This window comes from Paenibacillus sp. P22, assembly GCF_000469945.2.
In the GTDB taxonomy this organism is placed as follows: domain Bacteria; phylum Bacillota; class Bacilli; order Paenibacillales; family Paenibacillaceae; genus Paenibacillus_O; species Paenibacillus_O humicus.
This window is the reverse complement of sequence record NZ_CBRA020000190.1, coordinates 1-16037: the sequence shown is the minus strand read 5'-3', so window position 1 is coordinate 16037 and position 16037 is coordinate 1. Positions and strand designations below refer to the sequence as shown.

Below are 16037 nucleotides of genomic sequence, written 5' to 3'. Positions count from 1 at the left end.
CTCCGGCCATTCCGCCATCAGCGCGGAGGCGGCGGCCGGAAAATCAGCTATCCCCCTTAATGATGCGAAGCCGTCATTCACGCAGAGTCACCGCCTTCAGCGCTGCCACGGATCCGGCCGGGACCGCAACATTGGCGCTGCCCGAATTCAGCATCAACGAGGAGGAGGAATAATCCTGAACGCCCGGAGTATCCAGCAGCAGCGTTCCAATCCGCGCATACTTGACGCTGCGATCATCGCCATAGGCGATGTCCGCCAGATGAGAGCGGACGGCCTCCGCGAAATCAGCCTGGATCTGGGCCAAGGACCGGGTGCCTGTCCGGGAAATTGTAGCCGTGATTTCCACATTTACGAGGGGAGCCGCCTCCACCGTCACGACCGCGCCGGCCGGAGCCGCGCCTTCGCCCATCCCCTCTCCGAGGCCCGCCGCAGGATCGATATAGGCTTTTACCGCCTTCACGATGTCGGCCGAAGCGGGAACCTTTTTCTTGTCCAGCAGCAAAATCTTGACCGTATTCGGCCCCTTCCACGCCGGCAGCACGTAGGCGTCCCCGACACCGCCGATCTCAAGCGCCCAGCTGCGGAAGGCTGCGCGGTTGCCGCTCGTCGGCGGCGTGCGGACATGCGCAAAGAAGCGTTCACGGAACGCTTCGTCGTCTTCCTCGTCCTTGCCCGGCTTCAGCACTCCGCCAAGAACAGCCGTAGAAAGTCCATCTACATATTCAAGCGGCAGCAGCGGACCGGTCGGAAGATTGCCCTGCTCTCCAGCGCTCTCGCACACAAGCTCCCACCGGCCGGGCGCTAGCCGCGCCCGCACTCGGAACAGCAAGCCTCCGGCTCCGAACAAGCTGCCTGCCGCCACATCCAGAGGAGCTCCGGCCGCATCCGCGAACAACCCTTCCCGTACGGCGGACTCCGCAGGCAGCGGATCGACGCCGAAATCCGCGCCCCTCGCCCTCAGTTCATCCCCGCTGGATGTATGCGCATAGCCGAGCAGATTCTGCCTGCCCAGCTCGGCATAAGCCTCCGCCAGCTTGCGGGCGGCGGGCGCAAGCGCATCGTAGAGGATGCTGCCTTCCCGCTTATCCACCGCATCGCTTGCGGAATCCAGCATTTCCTCCAGAATCGTCTCAAACGTGCGGTCTTCGTACAGCTTCATTCCGGCTTCCTCCCATAGGAGACGGATAGGCTCCCGAACACGGACCGTACCCGAAATGAAACACGCGCCTCGTCCCCGGACGCTTCCATGCGGAATTGCTCGACCCCCGTAATGCGGTCGTCCGCCAGCAGCGCTTCGGTCACGAGCCGTTCCAGATCATGCACGATCCTTTGTCCCAGCTGTTTCTCCATCCCGTAATTATCCGAATAAATGAAATGAGCAAACCGGTCCGTGTCGAGAATCTTATACACGGCTTGCTCCACCGCATCCAGGGAATCAATCATCCCGGCGATGCGTCCGTTGTCCAGGTCCAGCCGATAAGTGCGGCTGGTCTGAAGCTCTTCTTCGACGGCGGCTCCCAGAGAATTGCCTTCCACCTTCATCATGGCGCCAGCCTCCCCGCCACATAGAAGTTCAAGGCTCCCTGCTGCCGGATCAGCACGACCCGATCCCCGGCTTCCAGACCTTTGCGAAGCAGAATCTCCGAGCCCCCGATCTCGAGCTTCTGCTCGGTCAGATGCTCCGGCACGATCAAGAAATCGTCATCCAGATTCAGCCGCTGATCGGCGCGAACGACCAGCGGCCCAGCCGACACGACGACGCCGGGCATGACGTCGGCCAGCTTCATGGCGTTGACGCAGCCTTCGGCAATCGCTTTGACGGAATCATTCAGGCCCATCGGCAACCACCTTCATTTCCAATGACATCGTATGCTTGTTCCCATCGAGCTTGTGGGTGCATTCCTCGATCAGGAAAAACCGGTTCAGCCCCAGCTTGTCCACCGTAACCTGGACCTTCATGCCTGCCCGAAGCCCCGGATAGCCGAGCGCCTCGAGCGAGAATTTCTGCTGCTCCCGGTTTTTCACGGCCAGGAGCCGCTTCGCCATCTCCCTGATCTGCTGCTCGTTCAATTTCTCGTCGACCTTCTGATAATATTGCAGCTTGCCCCATCGGTTCATGGAGCCTTTATCCGGCTCCACGAACTCCTGCCGGACGCCGTCTTTATTGTCCCGGGCCAGCTTGATGAAGTTGTACGTGTCGTCTTCGATGCTTTTTTTGCGCTTGTAGCCGTATACGAGGCTTTCATCTCCAAGCACGATATCCGCCGCCATATCGCGCACATGAGTCAGCGTCACCTTGCCGAAATCATCGTAGAGCACATACAGGTCTCCATTGGCCATCAACGTCGAATCCAGAGCCCGGTTGACGATGTCGATGCGCTTCTGCCCGTCCTCGGAAACCTTGGGAATTCGATGGACCGTGTTCGCCAGCTTGCCGACCGTCAGTCCGATCGCCTTGCATTGGTCGAGGATGACCTCATCCGCCCGAATGTTTTTGCGGATATACGTATCGCTCTCGCTCAGATAGCGCAGCTGGTCATAGGCGAGCAGTTGGATTGAGGCTTCCTCGCTGTCATCCACCGAAAAGATCCGCCCCAGAAAAAAGCCTTTCCCGTCCAGCTTGACTTGAATAGGATTTCCGTTTTCGGCCTTGAAGCCGCCTCTATCCATTCCTTTGGCATACACGAGAGTCGCTTCAAGAGAGGAAGGCTTGCCGATTCGGCTCGTCTTCCAGGTCATTTGGGAGATGGACTCCGTCACGTTCCATAACGTGCCGTCCAGATTGTCGATCAACACTTCGTACAGCGCGCTCACCTCTTTTTCGGCGGCAGCTGCAGAGTGCGTCCGGCCTGCAGCCGATTCAGCTCGGAATCCTTGATGCCGTTCAGCTTTTGGATTTCACGCCAGCGGCCGGAATCGCCCAGCTGCGACTTCGACACTCCGATCAGCGTATCGCCGGAACGCAGAACGTACTTCTGCGGCGGGATTCTTTCATCCGGGCGTGTGGAAGCCTCCTTGCGCAGCGCGGTCTGCCCGTTTTTCTGCACGGCCTTGACTTTGCGCGGAGAGAAGAAGGCGTATTCCTTGAGCTTCAGAGAGTAGAACACATCTCCCGCCGAGCCCGCCTCCTCGTAACGCTCGAACGATTCGATCGTCATCGGCAAATTGATGATATTGCCTTTGGCCGCATCGGCGCCGATGTAGATGACCCGGATCAGATACCCGCTGGCCATCCATTTATTTATGGATTGGACGTAGAAGCTTGGCGGCTTAAGCTTGAAGAATTGCTTGATGACGACCCCTTCCTTCACCACTTCCTTTTCCTTGATTGAATAGTAAGGATGAATGAACGGATAAGTTTCCTGCTGCGGAAAAAAGCTTTCGAAGCTGATTTCGGCCAGCTCGGGACTCTCGGGCACCGATACGCTTCCCGTCCCGAGCACTTGATAGTCGCTCGATCTGCCGCCTCGGCTGATGCTGATCTTTTCCGGCATGACCGGAAGCGGGAATCCTTCCGTGCTGTTGTCCCAGCTGAGCCAGATCGTGAACGGAAGCAGAACCGGTATGATTTTTTCGCTTGTTCCGGAATCGTCCCCTTGTTTTGCCGTTGTGCTGCTCACGCTTTCAAGCCTCCTTTACGCCCTTCGTGCACCCTGCCGTATATTTTTCAAGACCAAGCGGCTTAAACCCCAAAGCTTCCCTGAGCCGAGGCGCTCAGCTCCTGAACCATATAAGCGTCGATTTTGCCGATGATCTGATCGACATCCATCTCTTTCATGACAGGGCCTGTCGTGACCTGAACGGTCGGCGTCAAGGTGACGAAGTTCTGCAGCGCCTTGATCTCGGCCATATCGCGCATGACCTTGAGATCCTCGCTGCCGATGTTCACCTCATCCTTGATGCTGCCGACTTCGCCGACCTTGTCGATGGTACCGATGCCGCCCTTGCCGGCAGCCCCGAAGCCAGTCAGCGCTTCCGTTTTGGCTTGGGCGCCGTTTTTGTCCTGCGGAGGGAAGTTGGTAACGCCTTTGTATTTGTCCGCATCCTTGGGACCGGCCGAGAAGTCGAAGCTGCCGGCAAATTTAGCGACTTTGCCCGTCAGGTTTATCCCCGTATCCATTCCTTTTTTGTTGAGGTCCTGCAGATTCGCCATATCCATTCTCGGGAGGTATTTTTTGCTTTTCCCTTCCGGCTCCTTCAGGTACTTGCCCATCAAATCCTTGTATTTGTCGCTGATGGCATGGATATTATCCGTTTTAAACGGATCGACCGGCTTGATGTCGGAGCCGGTAAGCTTGTTGTACAGGCCGAGAAGCCCATTGAATCCATCTAGTACAACGTTGATTCCTTCCAAGATCACCTTCATGAAGCCTCCGGCGAACGTTTCTGCGCCGTAAAGCATCTGGTACATGGCATTGCCGAAGAAGGTAGCCAGATCATAGAACAGCTTTTGGACCGTAAATACCGGGTCCACGAACAGATTGATGATGAAATCAGCGAAGCTGGCAAATAGATTCCAACAAGCCGCAATGATGTTGTAAATCGCTCCTCCAAGCATATAGAAAGCCCCAATGACGCCTCCGATGATTTCTCCCACCGTCGCCCCCATGCTCAGCATGATGTACACCAGCCCGCCTATCACGGCGATGATCAGCAGAATCGGCCAGTTCATCGCCAGCCAGGCTGCCGCCGTCGACAGCACCGGAGCGACCATTGCCCACAACGCCGGCAGCATCGCCCATAATTGGCCGATCATCATCGGAATTGCGACAGCCCCGAGACCGGCGATAATGGCAATGACGGCATCGCCGTTGTTCGTGAACACGTCCAACAGGAAAAACGCCGCATCCGCCGCAAGGCTGAGCAGCTCCGCCACCACCCACAGACCGGCGGAAAGCGCCTCGAAGAACGGATCGAACCTGCCGGCATTGAAAGCCTCGCTCAGCTTGTCGAGCGTCGGCATGAGAGCTTCGAGAGCCGGCATGCCGGCTTGGGCTTTGCCGTCATTAATGTGCTGCTTGAAGCCCTCCACCTGGGCTGCGGGACTGTTCGTCGCCTTCTCGAAGCTTTCCTGGCTCATCCCTTGCTTGCTCAGCAAGCTGTCCATTGAAGCGAGAAAGCCGGTCAGGTCCCCTTCCGCCGCCTTTTTCATGGCGCCGCTGTCGTCCAGATTTTTCTGGCTGATGCCGGAGCTTTCCAGAAAAGCCTTGGGATCGCCCGTCATCAAGCCTTTGAGCGAGCCCGTTGCCGACTCCAGATTTTTGGACGGGCTCAGCTTCTGCATTCTCATGGCGATGCCATTCAGTGCCGTCAGCATCGCCGGATCCGTTGTCGTTCCGATCATGGACATCGCGGACTTATGGGCCTCGGCCGGATCGTAATTGGCCTTCAAGGCCTGCTTGTTGACGGCATCGAAAATGACCTGACCGCCGGTATCGCTTCCGGCACGAGCCGAATAAGCATCGATTTGCCGTTTGCGTTCCATAGCCCCGCCGACCGATTCCTTGAAGATCGGAGCGATTGCGTCATACGCTCCCTTAAGCGCAGAGCCCAAACCTTTCCCCGGAGATGATGCCCCGCTGCCCGAGCTCGAGACATCAGTCGCCAGCTTGATCTTGAACGGCCCGGAATCCAGCGCAGCTTGAATTTGCGAACGCAGTTCAGCCCCGTCGATACGGATCCGGACCCCGTTCAGAACGAGGTTGCTTTTATTCATCGCGATGATCCGCTTCTGCACCGAATTGAGCTGCCGCGAGGCCGAATCGGTCCGAATCCGAACATCCAGCGGTTTTCCCAGCTTGGCCTGAAGCTTGTCCGTCAGCTTGATCGTCTGCTCCAGCGCTTTGTTCACCTGCCTTAGGCCGGCGGAGAACCGGTCGTAAAGCACCAATGTCGCCTGCAAAGTCGCCATTTCATTCCTCCTTTCCTTGCCTCTAACGCCTGCGGGAACCGGCGGACGACTGGAGCCGCGATCTCTTCTCGGCTTCCAGACGTACCCGCACCATCCCGATCAGAGCCCCTTTTTGCCGCGCGGACAGCGCGGCGAATTCCCAGGGCATCAGATTGTATTCATTGAGGGCGAAGTAGGCGTAGTTCCATTCCGCATCGCCCTCGTCGATCAGTTTTTTACTTCATCGGAAATCTCGCTGACATCGCGGTCGAAGCCGTTGATTTCCTGCACCTTGGCCGCCAGATTGGCGAACTCTCCCGCGAGCAGCATTTTGCGCACGACGGCGGATGCGCCGCGTACGCCGTAGGATTGCTGCAGCTCGGCATCGTTCAGGTCGGGATAGACGACGCATGCGGCGACCATTCGGCCCAGGTAGGCGTTGTAGTCGAGCTCGGGCACGCCCGAGCTCCCCTTTCCTTTTGTCCGTTTGGTCGAAGCGCCGCGAATCTCTTCATTGAGCTCTTCGGAGATCGCGCGCAGCTTCCAGGCGGCCGGACGCCCGGAGGCGTCCAGAAAACGGTCCGAGACGACAACATCCTGCGGCTCCGCCTGTACGGCGTTGTCCGCGAAAAACATTTTCATGCTCATGAATCGTTCCTCCTTGGATTAGCCCGGAATCGGGTCGGTGAATTTGTCGGTGATGAGAACGTTGTGGAACGTGAACGGCACTTCCTCATCCAGCGCGTCGGACTCCACGTCGAGAGCGGCCATGACGATTTCGTCGAGATTGACGCCGATCAGAGAGACAACCTGCTTGCCGATGGCAGAAGCCGGATCCTCATTGGCGACGGTGATGTCGAAGTAGGTATCGACGCCCGTTTGAATATATTTCTGCATCATCTCGCGGAAACGGGAAGTGACATAATAGATCGTCATCGTGCCGGTGCCTTCCCAGCCGGTCGCTTTTTTCTGCGTGTTGCGGTTGCCGAGCGTCTTGATGTCGGCCTTGTTTTTCTTCGCCGTGGCACGCAGGTTTTTGACAAAGAACATTTCGACATTCTGCCCGTCGATCGTGGCAAATGCCGTGCCCGAATATCCGGAAAGAGTGTCCCCGGCTCTCAAAAAAGGAGTCGTCATTTTACTTCACCTGAACTTTCATATAGATTTTTTCAATCGAGTCGACCGGCTGAATCGCGGCATTCACAACGACCGTATCCGGCTCCGCTCCCTGCGACACGCTGATATCCTGGCCGGGATCGAAATTCTGGATGGCGCCGATAGCCTGATATTGATCCATCAGCTTCACGCAGTCCTTGCGGAATAGGGAGCGGCCGTTGTCGTTGTTGGCCATTTTCCCGATATAGAAATTCTCGAACGTGTTCTTGAAATCGTTGGCCAAGCCATCCAGCACGCGCAGCGCCGCATTTTTGCCGAACACCTTGCCCTTCAGGGCCGTCGGCGAGCGGTAGGAGTTGATATCCTGCTCCACCACGACGCCGCCTCCCCGTGCCGTGAACAGGAACTCGCCTCCCTGCAGGGCGGCGATCGTCGCCGAGTTCGTAATGCGAGGAGCCGCATCGACCGCACCCTCATAACGGGAATAAGTCAGCGATTCATTCGCCGCTGCGGCAGCCGTAGCGGCTGCTACCCATACCGCGGTCTGGCCGGCGGTGAGCACGGTGCCGTTGTCCAGCTTGACGCCGTTCTTGACGCTGATGACGCCTTCGTCATTGGCCGTCGTGTAATTTTCCAGCACGGTCTGGATCTTGCGTCCCTCATCCTCGCGCATACGGCTGACGAAGGCGGCAAAGAGCCCTTTAATGACGGCATCGGTACCCGTGTAAACGACCGTATTGAAATCCTGCAGCTCGATAGCGGCAAGGAAATCCGTATAATTCTGGTTCGTCACCGTTCCATCGGCGCCGCCGGTCAGAGGCGCTCCCGCTGTCGCCGCCAGCTCGCCCGTTCCGCTCCAGACGATCCAGTCGGTCGCCGCCAGACCGGCGATGTTCGCTACCGTCTGCTTGTTCACCGCGACGCCTTCGAGCATCGTCGTCACATCGAATTGGCCGGCCTTGTCCACGCTCGCGGCAATGACAATCGACAGAGCGTTGCCTCGGACGCCGGCATATTTGGCTGTAGCGGTCAGCGTGCCGCTCGTCGCCTTGGCAGCTGTTCCTCCATTCAGTCGGTACAGCAGCAGCCGGCTGGCGCGCTTGAACGCCTCGCGGACCAGCAGCATTTCCGGAGCCGCCAAGCTGTAGCCGAGCTTCGCCGTCGTATCCTCTCCCGCATCGAGAACCGTCAGCGCGCTCGGAGCTCCCCAAGACAGCGGCAGCGCCAACGCCACCGTTCCCCGTTCTCCGAGAACAACCGGAGCCCCGCTCGTTGCGAAGTTGATATAGACGCCCGGCCTTACCTTGTTCATTGCTGTAAATGTGCCTCCTGCCATGTTATACGGCCTCCCTTTTCATGAATTCGTCCACTTTCTCCGCTACCTGCTCTTTCGTATAAGACGCTCCGTCCTCCAGCAGCACGGTCAGCAGATCGCGCAGCGGGAAGTAGAGCTCGCTGGCCAAAAGCTGTTCCTTGCCATAGACAGCCTGTTCCTCAGGCATGCCGCTTTCTTCCTTCGTTTGTCGGGCCAATCGGCTCAACCTCCTCCATTAATTTGTGCATCATGATGCCCGGCTCTTGCTGCACCCCGCCGTAGGAAACGTAGGCCGCCTTTGCATAAAGCATCCCGTCGACCAGCTCGTGGCTGATGCCGCTCCCTCTGGCAGCCGTCCCATCCGGCAGCATCACCAGGTCCAGCAGCCGGTAAAGCGAATCCGCCGGCGTCGCCGCCAACGCGCCTACGGCCGGCCGGTGGGCGACGAGAAGAGTGTCCGATTGCCGGTACCGGCCTCCGAGCTGATGCTGACGGCTTCCTGCCAGGAGCCTCACCTGGAAATACGCCCCCGCGGCTGGAGGCCCGCCGCCCGGCTCCTCCCCGTTGATGACGGGAACGCCGGGAAACTCGGCTTGCAGCGAGCGGGAGACGGCCATCGCCACTTGTTTCATCGCTGTCATCGTCCCGCTCCCCCCTTGCCGCTGAGCATGGCATCCAGCGCTTGTCCAAGCGTTGCCGGCCATTCCCTTTCCAGCCGGGACATCGCCAGCGCCAGCCTGAACCGCCCTTGCTGCCGGCCTCCTCCGTCGCGGCTCCCGTATTCGAGCTTCGCCGCCGCAGGATCGGGGTGGTAGACATCCACGCTCATCAGCGCTCCGCCCGTCTTGACGGGGCCGGTTTTCCAGCCGCGGCGGCTGCCCGCCCATAAGGGAGGAGTATGCTCCGCAGCCATGGCGGCCAGCTTGCCGGCCTCCTCGGCCAGCACTCGTCCCATCAGCGCGGGCCACTCCTTCTCCAAATCCTTCAACCGCTTCCGGAGATTCTCCGGATCGTCTACGGTTATCGCGCCCATTACGGACACGGCCATTCCTCCTTTCGTCCAGCTCTCGCATCATCAGGCTTGCATGAAAACGAAAGGAAGCCGTCCTGTATGCCGGACGGCTTCTCTCTTTCATCGTTCCTGATACTAGCATATTAGCACGGACAAACCCGCCTCAAAGGCTCATATCCGTCTCATTCCCGTCTCATTCCCGTCTCAACACCGTCTCATCCCGATTCAAGTCCGCAAGTTCCGCCTGTCGAGTGCAATGAAAAAGGCAAGCTCCGCGATTCGGAAGCTTGCCTTGGTTGTTCCTTTTCCTCTCCTCCAGATTCCCCTCACCCCCGCTGCCACTCCAGCACCCGAAGGAACATCCTTGCCGCCTGCGGCTTCCAGCGAAAGAAGGTCGGCCTCGATACACATAAAGCGATGGCCGCGGAATCCGCCGTTCTTTGCTCCAGGTAATACAGCCGGATGAGCTGGCCGAAGCCGTCCCGCTCCTCCTCCACAAGACGGACCGCTTCATCCGTCTGCTCCTTTTCCTCCAGCAGCGCCTGCAGCTTCGTCATTCTTTCGATCACGGCATCGTAATCCCCTTGCCTCCCGGCTCTCGCTTCGACCACCTTCTCGACCTTGCCTCTCAGCTCACGCAGCAGCCTGTCGTCCTCCAGATCGGCGCCCTTTTTCGGAATGGCGGCCAGCTGAGCTTTCGTACCCGCCGGGTACTTGTCCAGGTAAGCGTGGGCAACGGTCTCCAGCTTCTGCTCATGTGCGTTCAAATACATATAGGAAGGCATAGGACGGAGACGCTTGTGCAAATCTTGAAGCTGATCCTCCTGATTGAGCCGGCTGACCGTCATGCCGCCTCCAATCGAGTAATTGCCGAGAGCCTTCGCTTGAACGCCGATCGCGCGGTATCGCTTGGCCGCATCGCGGACGAGGCTTTCGACCTGCTTGTTGTCCAGCTCCTCGACCAGCTCCTCGATCGTTTTGCGGGGGGCCGCGGATGCCGGCATCATTTCACGCTGTCTTCCAATCTCCATCTGTCATCCTCCTTGGATATAGCTAAAATTATATTTGAGTTATTTTCGGGTGAAGCCTCTCTCCTCACATCCGGCTTGTGCTTTGGACGTTTTGCTTTTATAATCGAGCCTAGAAGTAAAATATAATTTGAGCGAAATCGATGAGCTTTCCTTGTTTTCCCGTTTTCATCGTCATTATAAACCATATGCCCCTGCATACATCCAGACCGTCCAAATGCTGGTTATCCACGAAATGTATCCCTACTATAGCACTCAAATTATATTTGGGCAATAGCTGAAAAAGGATCGAACGGAGGTCGCAGACATGTCATTAGGCAAACGAATCCGGGAATACCGGATCAAACGAGGATTGACGCAAATGCAGCTTGCCGTCAGGCTTCAAATGACGGAAGCCAATATTTCCAGTTATGAACGGGACAAGAGCGCTCCGCCGAGCGACAAGCTTAACCAGCTCTCCGATATTCTCGGCGTTTCTTCCGATTATTTGCTCGGACGGTCAATGGGCCGCTTCGACGCCGGTCCTGCAGGAGATTCCGGAGACAGGGCAGCTTCGGATGGCAGTCTGCGGACCAGCGAATTTAGCGATGAAGAGATTCTGACGCTTGCCGCCCACCGGGTCGGCCATGAAGGTCCGCTGTCCAGCCAGGAGCTGGAGCAGATCAAGCTGGCGGTGCGCATCGCCTTGTCCAAAAAATAGCATTCGGTTTAGGAGAGAGGGTTCATGACGAAATATGAAAGCCTGCTGCGGGAAACGCCCGTCTTTCTGAGTGAAAAGGCCGATTTGCCGGAAGAAATCAAGGGACTCTATATCGAGAGCAGATCCAGCCAGGCCATCCTGCTGAACCGGAACATCCCCACCGCAGCCGAGAAGGGCTGCATTCTCGCCGAGGAGCTGGGGCATTATCATACCACGGCAGGCGACATCACCGATCAGTCCAAGCTGGTCAACCGCAAGCAGGAAAAGAGAGCCCGCAACTGGGCTTACGAGAAGCTGATTCCTTTACCCGACTTCGTCGACGCCTACCGGGCGGGCTGCCGCAATGCATTCGAGATTGCGGATTATTTGGAGGTAACGGAGGAGTTCCTCGGAAGATCGATCATCCATTACCAGGAAAAATACGGACAGATGGTCATGCTGGGCAGCTGCTGCCTCTATTTCGACCCGCTGGGCATAGCGGAAATGTTCGGGAAATGAACTCTCTTCCGAGAAGCAAGCAGACAACGACGTCCTGGAATCGACCGGCGTCCTTCAGAAGTCCCGCATTTATGAGATGAGCTCCAACAAAACGTTCCGGGAGACGCTCGGCTTCCTGATCGTGCGCGACAACGCGCATCAGAACGCATTCGCCAAGGCGCTCGAGACGCTCGGCGTCAGCTGGGGCAAGCTGTTCCCGGTGCCGAATTACGATCTCGACAAGTACGCCTAGACGATACCCGCATCGGGGAAATCTTCAGCGGCCAGACCCCGAGCCGCAGCGGCGGCGAGCTGCAGGTCACGCCTCCACCGCTAGGTTATCCGGTTCCGTGCAACCCGGACATGCCGAACGAGCATGCTCCGGGATTTACGGATATGAGCAACTGAATGCGCAAATAGAGCAGGCGCCCCAAATGGGGCGCCTGCTCTATTTGTGCTAAGCACGGGGAGAATGGCTTGAGCGGATTAACCGATCGAGCCTTCCATCTCGAACTTGATGAGACGGTTCATCTCGACCGCATACTCCATCGGCAGCTCCTTCGTGAACGGCTCGATGAAGCCCATGACGATCATCTGCGTCGCCTCGGCTTCCGTCAGACCGCGGCTCATCAGGTAGAAGAGCTGGTCCTCGGATACTTTGGAGACGGTCGCTTCATGCTCGAGCGTCACGTTGTCGTTCATGATCTCGTTGTACGGGATCGTGTCGGACGTGGACTGATTGTCGAGAATGAGCGTATCGCATTTGATGTTGGCTTTGGCGCCTTCGGCATTGCGTCCGAAGGAGGTCAGGCCGCGGTAGGATACTTTGCCGCCGTGCTTGGAGATCGACTTGGAGACGATCGTCGACGTCGTGTCCGGAGCAAGGTGGATCATCTTCGCGCCGGCATCCTGATGCTGGCCTTTGCCTGCGACGGCGATGGACAGAACCATGCCTTTCGCTCCGCGTCCCTTCAGGACGACAGCCGGGTATTTCATCGTCAGCTTGGAGCCGATGTTGCCGTCGACCCACTCCATCGTGGCGTTCTCTTCAGCAACGGCGCGCTTGGTGACGAGGTTGTAGATGTTCGGAGCCCAGTTCTGGATCGTCGTGTAGCGGACGCGGGCGTTCTTCTTCACGATGATCTCGACGACCGCGCTGTGCAGCGAGTTCGTGCTGTAGACCGGAGCCGTGCAGCCCTCGACGTAGTGCACGAAGCTGTCTTCGTCGGCGATGATCAGCGTGCGCTCGAATTGGCCCATGTTCTCGGAGTTGATGCGGAAGTAAGCCTGCAGAGGCACCTCGCATTTGACGCCTTTAGGAACATAGATGAAGCTGCCGCCGGACCATACCGCGCTGTTCAGCGCAGCGAACTTGTTGTCCGCCGGAGGAATGACCGTGCCGAAGTGCTCGCGGAAAATCTCGGGATGCTCGCGGATAGCGGAGTCCGTATCCATGAAGATGACGCCCTGCTTCTCGAGGTCTTCCTGCATGCTGTGGTAGACGACCTCGGATTCGTACTGGGCGGATACGCCGGCGAGGAACTTCTGCTCGGCTTCCGGAATGCCCAGCTTGTCGAACGTCTCCTTGATTTCCTGCGGCACTTCTTCCCATGTCTTGCCCTGCTTCTCGGAAGGCTTGACATAGTACTGGATGTCGTTGAAATCAAGATCGTCCATGTTGCCGCCCCATGTCGGCATCGGCATTTTGTTGAACTGCTCCAGGGACTTGAGGCGGAATTTAAGCATCCATTCCGGCTCGCCTTTCATTTCGGAGATCGTACGGACGATTTCCGGGGTCAGGCCTTTGCCCGACTGGAAAATGGATTTGTGCTCGTCGCGGAATCCGTATTTATATTCTTCCATTTCCGGCATCGATTTTGCCATGGTTTTCACGCTCCTTGTTATGGGATTGGAACTCCCTATTGCACAGTATTCACTCCGAAACCAATGATTCTTCCAATCGCTGTTGCTCCCAGATTCCTTTCATCATCAACTGACAGTTGGAATCCGGGAACAAAGGCGACCGCTTGCCGACACTCCCTTTGCGCTATTGCTGCAAAGAATCAATGGAGTTGTCGGACCTGCGCTTCTCCAGAATTCATCGCTTTCTGCGTTATCCTGCTTAACGGAAAGTCACCAACCAAAACCGTCGCAGAAGCGACGGACTGCAATCAAGCCTACTTGCCCTGAGCCTCGACGCCCTTGCGCAGGGCGTTCCAGGCCAGGGTGGCGCACTTGATGCGCGCCGGGAATTTGTTCACGCCCGACAGGGACTCTATATCTTCAAGCTCCTCGAATTCCACCGGCTCGCCCTTCATGAGAGAGGAGAACCTGTCGGCCATGGCGTAAGCCTCTTCAAGCGTGCGGCCCTTGACCGCCTCCGTCATCATGGAAGCCGAGCTCATGCTGATGGAACAGCCTTCTCCGGTGAACTTCGCCTGCTTGACCACGTCTCCTTCCAGCTGGAGCTGGAGAGAAATGCGGTCGCCGCAGGTCGGATTGTTGAGGTTGATCGTAACAGCGTCTTCGTCCATCGTACCACGGTTGCGCGGGTTTTTATAGTGATCCATGATGACCCTGCGGTACAAATCATCCAATTGCATGTCCGAAGAACTCCTTTGTCCGCAGCAGGGAAGCCGCCAGAGCGTCGACATCCTGCTCGGTATTGTACAGATAGAAGCTTGCCCTCGCAGTAGCCGATACATCCAGCCAGCGCATCAGCGGCTGGCAGCAATGGTGGCCGGCCCGCACGGCGATGCCTTCGGAGTCGAGCGCCGTCGCCACGTCATGCGGATGCACGTCGTCGAGATTGAACGTAATCAGGCCGACGCGGCCCTCGCGCGGACCGTAGATCGTAATGCCGTCGATCTCCGACAGCTTGCCGTAGGCATAGGCCGCAAGCTCCTTCTCGTGACGGTCGATGTTGTCGAGGCCGATCTCCTCCAGGAAGTCGATCGCTGCCGCAAGGCCGATCGCGCCTGCGATGATCGGAGTGCCGGCCTCGAAGCGCCAAGGAATGTCTTTCCAGGTGGAATCCTGCAGGTCGACGAAGTCGATCATTTCGCCGCCGAATTCAATCGGCTCCATGTTCTCCAGCAGCGACTTGCGCCCGTAGAGCGCTCCGATGCCGGTAGGCCCGCACATTTTGTGCCCGGAAAGGGCATAGAAGTCACAATCGAGCGCCTGCACGTCGATCTTCATGTGCGGCGTGCTCTGCGCGCCGTCGACGACCATCACGGCGCCGCTGCGATGCGCGATCTCGGTGATTTCCTTGATCGGATTGATGACGCCGAGCACGTTGGAGACGTACATGACGGATACGATCTTGGTACGGTCCGTGATCGTCTTCTCCACGTCCTCGAGCGAGATCGAGCCGTCCGGCTGCAGCGGAATATACTTCAGCACCGCGCCGGAGCGCTTGGCCGCCTGCTGCCATGGAATCAGATTGCTGTGATGCTCCATCGGCGTAATGACGATCTCGTCGCCTTCCTCCAATACGGACGGGGCATATCCCGACGCGACCAGATTCAGCGCGGAAGTCGTGCCGCGTGTGAAGATGATCTGCTCCGGCGAAGGAGAGCCGATGAACTCCGCGACGCGCGCCCGGGCGCCTTCGTAGGCGTCCGTAGCACGGGAGCCCAGCGTATGGACGCCGCGATGCACGTTGGAGTTGTCATACTCGTAATACCGCTTGACGGCCTCAATGACGGAACGCGGCTTCTGGGAAGTCGCCGCGCTGTCGAGGTAAACGAGCGGATGCCCGTTCACCTCTTGATGAAGAATCGGGAACTGCTTCCTGATCTCCTCGATATTCATTAGGCGTTCAGCTTCCTTTCGAGCAGTTGCTGCAGCTGCTCGCGGACCGCGTCGATCGGAATTTCAGTTACAACCGGCGCCAGGAATCCGTAGATGATGAGCCGTTCTGCATCCTGCTTGGAAATGCCCCGGCTCATCAAGTAGTAGACCTGCTCGGGGTTGACTTGCCCTACGCTGGCCGCGTGGCCTGCCGTTACGTCATCCTCGTCGATGAGAAGGATCGGGTTCGCGTCTCCGCGTGCTTTCGGATTCAGCATGAGAACTTTCTCCGTCTGAACGCCGTTGGCTTTGGTCGCGCCCTTCTCGATCTTGGTGATGCCGTTGATGATCGCCGTCGCTTCGTCTCTCATGACGGCGCGGGTGACCATGTTGCTGTCGGAGTTCAGGCCGAAATGCTTCGCCTGAGTCGTCAGGCTCATGCGCTGCTTGCCCGCGCCGATGCTGACGACGGCCGCATCCGAGGAGGAGCCGTTGCCCTTGAGGACGGACAGCGTGTCGGACATGACATTGCCGTCGTTGAGATCGCCGATCACCCATTGGATGCGCGCGTCGTTCTCAAGCACCGCACGGCGTACGGACATGTCGATCACGTTGGAGCCCAGCTGGTGGATCGAAGCGAAGTCGACGTGGGCGCCGRGCTTCAACGAAGCGCCAGCGGATCGGGAGCCATCGCTTCAGCACCG

18 protein-coding genes and 2 pseudogenes are annotated in these 16037 nt (G+C 58.0%); 3 read left to right on the top strand and 17 right to left on the bottom strand.

What is annotated here, in order from left to right:
- Positions 1-73: 73 nt before the first annotated feature.
- From BN871_RS21970 to BN871_RS21915, 13 genes are all read right to left on the bottom strand, one after another.
- Positions 74-1159 (bottom strand): baseplate J/gp47 family protein, encoded by a 1086-nt coding sequence (locus tag BN871_RS21970; protein WP_048748834.1) that lies wholly within the window; start codon positions 1157-1159, stop codon positions 74-76.
- The gene (locus tag BN871_RS21965) at positions 1156-1545 is read right to left on the bottom strand and encodes a DUF2634 domain-containing protein (RefSeq protein WP_232313259.1); all 390 of its coding nucleotides are present in this window, start codon (positions 1543-1545) and stop codon (positions 1156-1158) included. The genes BN871_RS21970 and BN871_RS21965 overlap by 4 nt, the downstream gene beginning before the upstream one ends.
- Complete coding sequence (locus BN871_RS21960) at positions 1542-1838, bottom strand: DUF2577 domain-containing protein (protein ID WP_083436587.1); 297 nt, start codon at positions 1836-1838, stop codon at positions 1542-1544. Before BN871_RS21960 ends, BN871_RS21965 begins: the two co-directional genes overlap by 4 nt.
- Entirely contained in the window at positions 1825-2814 is a 990-nt protein-coding gene (locus BN871_RS21955; RefSeq protein ID WP_021880859.1) for a hypothetical protein, read from the bottom strand. The genes BN871_RS21960 and BN871_RS21955 overlap by 14 nt, the downstream gene beginning before the upstream one ends.
- The gene (locus BN871_RS21950; protein ID WP_021880858.1) at positions 2811-3620 is read right to left on the bottom strand and encodes a LysM peptidoglycan-binding domain-containing protein; all 810 of its coding nucleotides are present in this window, start codon (positions 3618-3620) and stop codon (positions 2811-2813) included. The genes BN871_RS21955 and BN871_RS21950 overlap by 4 nt, the downstream gene beginning before the upstream one ends.
- Positions 3621-3682: 62 nt before the next feature.
- Positions 3683-5911 carry a hypothetical protein gene (locus BN871_RS21945; protein WP_021880857.1) on the bottom strand — a complete coding sequence of 743 codons (2229 nt, stop codon included), beginning with the start codon at positions 5909-5911 and terminating at the stop codon, positions 3683-3685.
- 207 nt (positions 5912-6118) lie between these two features.
- Positions 6119-6538, bottom strand: coding sequence for a phage tail assembly chaperone (locus BN871_RS21940; protein WP_021880856.1), 420 nt, complete (start codon positions 6536-6538; stop codon positions 6119-6121).
- Between the two features lie 18 nt (positions 6539-6556).
- On the bottom strand, positions 6557-7027 hold the full coding sequence (locus BN871_RS21935) for a phage tail tube protein (protein ID WP_048748829.1): 471 nt from the start codon (positions 7025-7027) through the stop codon (positions 6557-6559).
- A gap of 1 nt (position 7028) precedes the next feature.
- A complete protein-coding gene (locus tag BN871_RS21930) occupies positions 7029-8318 on the bottom strand; it encodes a phage tail sheath family protein (protein ID WP_332310242.1) in 1290 nt (429 codons plus the stop codon).
- Positions 8319-8343: 25 nt separating this feature from the next.
- A complete protein-coding gene (locus BN871_RS28625) occupies positions 8344-8508 on the bottom strand; it encodes a hypothetical protein (RefSeq protein WP_164763016.1) in 165 nt (54 codons plus the stop codon).
- On the bottom strand, positions 8501-8962 hold the full coding sequence (locus tag BN871_RS21925) for a DUF6838 family protein (RefSeq protein ID WP_021880852.1): 462 nt from the start codon (positions 8960-8962) through the stop codon (positions 8501-8503). The genes BN871_RS28625 and BN871_RS21925 overlap by 8 nt, the downstream gene beginning before the upstream one ends.
- A complete protein-coding gene (locus BN871_RS21920) occupies positions 8959-9363 on the bottom strand; it encodes an HK97 gp10 family phage protein (RefSeq protein WP_157060362.1) in 405 nt (134 codons plus the stop codon). The genes BN871_RS21925 and BN871_RS21920 overlap by 4 nt, the downstream gene beginning before the upstream one ends.
- Before the next feature lie 296 nt (positions 9364-9659).
- Positions 9660-10364 carry a hypothetical protein gene (locus BN871_RS21915; protein ID WP_021880850.1) on the bottom strand — a complete coding sequence of 235 codons (705 nt, stop codon included), beginning with the start codon at positions 10362-10364 and terminating at the stop codon, positions 9660-9662.
- Positions 10365-10668: 304 nt separating this feature from the next.
- On the opposite strand from BN871_RS21915, the gene BN871_RS26325 reads away from it, so the two are divergent.
- From BN871_RS26325 to BN871_RS27120, 3 genes and pseudogenes are all read left to right on the top strand, one after another.
- Positions 10669-11061, top strand: coding sequence for a helix-turn-helix domain-containing protein (locus BN871_RS26325; RefSeq protein WP_021880849.1), 393 nt, complete (start codon positions 10669-10671; stop codon positions 11059-11061).
- A 24-nt stretch (positions 11062-11085) separates the two neighbouring features.
- On the top strand, positions 11086-11559 hold the full coding sequence (locus BN871_RS21905) for an ImmA/IrrE family metallo-endopeptidase (RefSeq protein ID WP_048748826.1): 474 nt from the start codon (positions 11086-11088) through the stop codon (positions 11557-11559).
- A gap of 22 nt (positions 11560-11581) precedes the next feature.
- Positions 11582-11946, top strand: a pseudogene (locus BN871_RS27120) (manganese catalase family protein); the annotation flags it as partial.
- A 78-nt stretch (positions 11947-12024) separates the two neighbouring features.
- On the opposite strand, the gene sufB reads toward BN871_RS27120, so the two are convergent.
- From sufB to BN871_RS21880, 4 genes and pseudogenes are all read right to left on the bottom strand, one after another.
- Positions 12025-13422, bottom strand: a complete 1398-nt coding sequence (gene sufB, locus BN871_RS21895; RefSeq protein ID WP_048748824.1) for a Fe-S cluster assembly protein SufB — start codon at positions 13420-13422, stop codon at positions 12025-12027.
- Between the two features lie 293 nt (positions 13423-13715).
- Positions 13716-14141 carry a Fe-S cluster assembly sulfur transfer protein SufU gene (sufU, locus tag BN871_RS21890; protein ID WP_021882199.1) on the bottom strand — a complete coding sequence of 142 codons (426 nt, stop codon included), beginning with the start codon at positions 14139-14141 and terminating at the stop codon, positions 13716-13718.
- Positions 14128-15354 carry a cysteine desulfurase gene (locus BN871_RS21885; protein WP_048748820.1) on the bottom strand — a complete coding sequence of 409 codons (1227 nt, stop codon included), beginning with the start codon at positions 15352-15354 and terminating at the stop codon, positions 14128-14130. Before BN871_RS21885 ends, sufU begins: the two co-directional genes overlap by 14 nt.
- Positions 15354-15989, bottom strand: a pseudogene (locus tag BN871_RS21880) (SufB/SufD family protein); the annotation flags it as partial. The pseudogene BN871_RS21880 and the gene BN871_RS21885, both read right to left, overlap by 1 nt.
- Positions 15990-16037 lie beyond the last annotated feature (48 nt).

Coding starts and splice junctions, on each gene's coding strand:
- BN871_RS21970 (WP_048748834.1), bottom strand. CDS start 1,159: ATGAAGCTGTACGAAGACCGCACGTTTGAGACGATTCTGGAGGAAATG.
- BN871_RS21965 (WP_232313259.1), bottom strand. CDS start 1,545: ATGATGAAGGTGGAAGGCAATTCTCTGGGAGCCGCCGTCGAAGAAGAG.
- BN871_RS21960 (WP_083436587.1), bottom strand. CDS start 1,838: ATGGGCCTGAATGATTCCGTCAAAGCGATTGCCGAAGGCTGCGTCAAC.
- BN871_RS21945 (WP_021880857.1), bottom strand. CDS start 5,911: ATGGCGACTTTGCAGGCGACATTGGTGCTTTACGACCGGTTCTCCGCC.
- BN871_RS21940 (WP_021880856.1), bottom strand. CDS start 6,538: ATGAGCATGAAAATGTTTTTCGCGGACAACGCCGTACAGGCGGAGCCG.
- BN871_RS21935 (WP_048748829.1), bottom strand. CDS start 7,027: ATGACGACTCCTTTTTTGAGAGCCGGGGACACTCTTTCCGGATATTCG.
- BN871_RS21930 (WP_332310242.1), bottom strand. CDS start 8,318: ATGAACAAGGTAAGGCCGGGCGTCTATATCAACTTCGCAACGAGCGGG.
- BN871_RS28625 (WP_164763016.1), bottom strand. CDS start 8,508: ATGCCTGAGGAACAGGCTGTCTATGGCAAGGAACAGCTTTTGGCCAGC.
- BN871_RS21925 (WP_021880852.1), bottom strand. CDS start 8,962: ATGACAGCGATGAAACAAGTGGCGATGGCCGTCTCCCGCTCGCTGCAA.
- BN871_RS21915 (WP_021880850.1), bottom strand. CDS start 10,364: ATGGAGATTGGAAGACAGCGTGAAATGATGCCGGCATCCGCGGCCCCC.
- BN871_RS26325 (WP_021880849.1), top strand. CDS start 10,669: ATGTCATTAGGCAAACGAATCCGGGAATACCGGATCAAACGAGGATTG.
- BN871_RS21905 (WP_048748826.1), top strand. CDS start 11,086: ATGACGAAATATGAAAGCCTGCTGCGGGAAACGCCCGTCTTTCTGAGT.
- sufB (WP_048748824.1), bottom strand. CDS start 13,422: ATGGCAAAATCGATGCCGGAAATGGAAGAATATAAATACGGATTCCGC.
- sufU (WP_021882199.1), bottom strand. CDS start 14,141: ATGCAATTGGATGATTTGTACCGCAGGGTCATCATGGATCACTATAAA.
- BN871_RS21885 (WP_048748820.1), bottom strand. CDS start 15,354: ATGAATATCGAGGAGATCAGGAAGCAGTTCCCGATTCTTCATCAAGAG.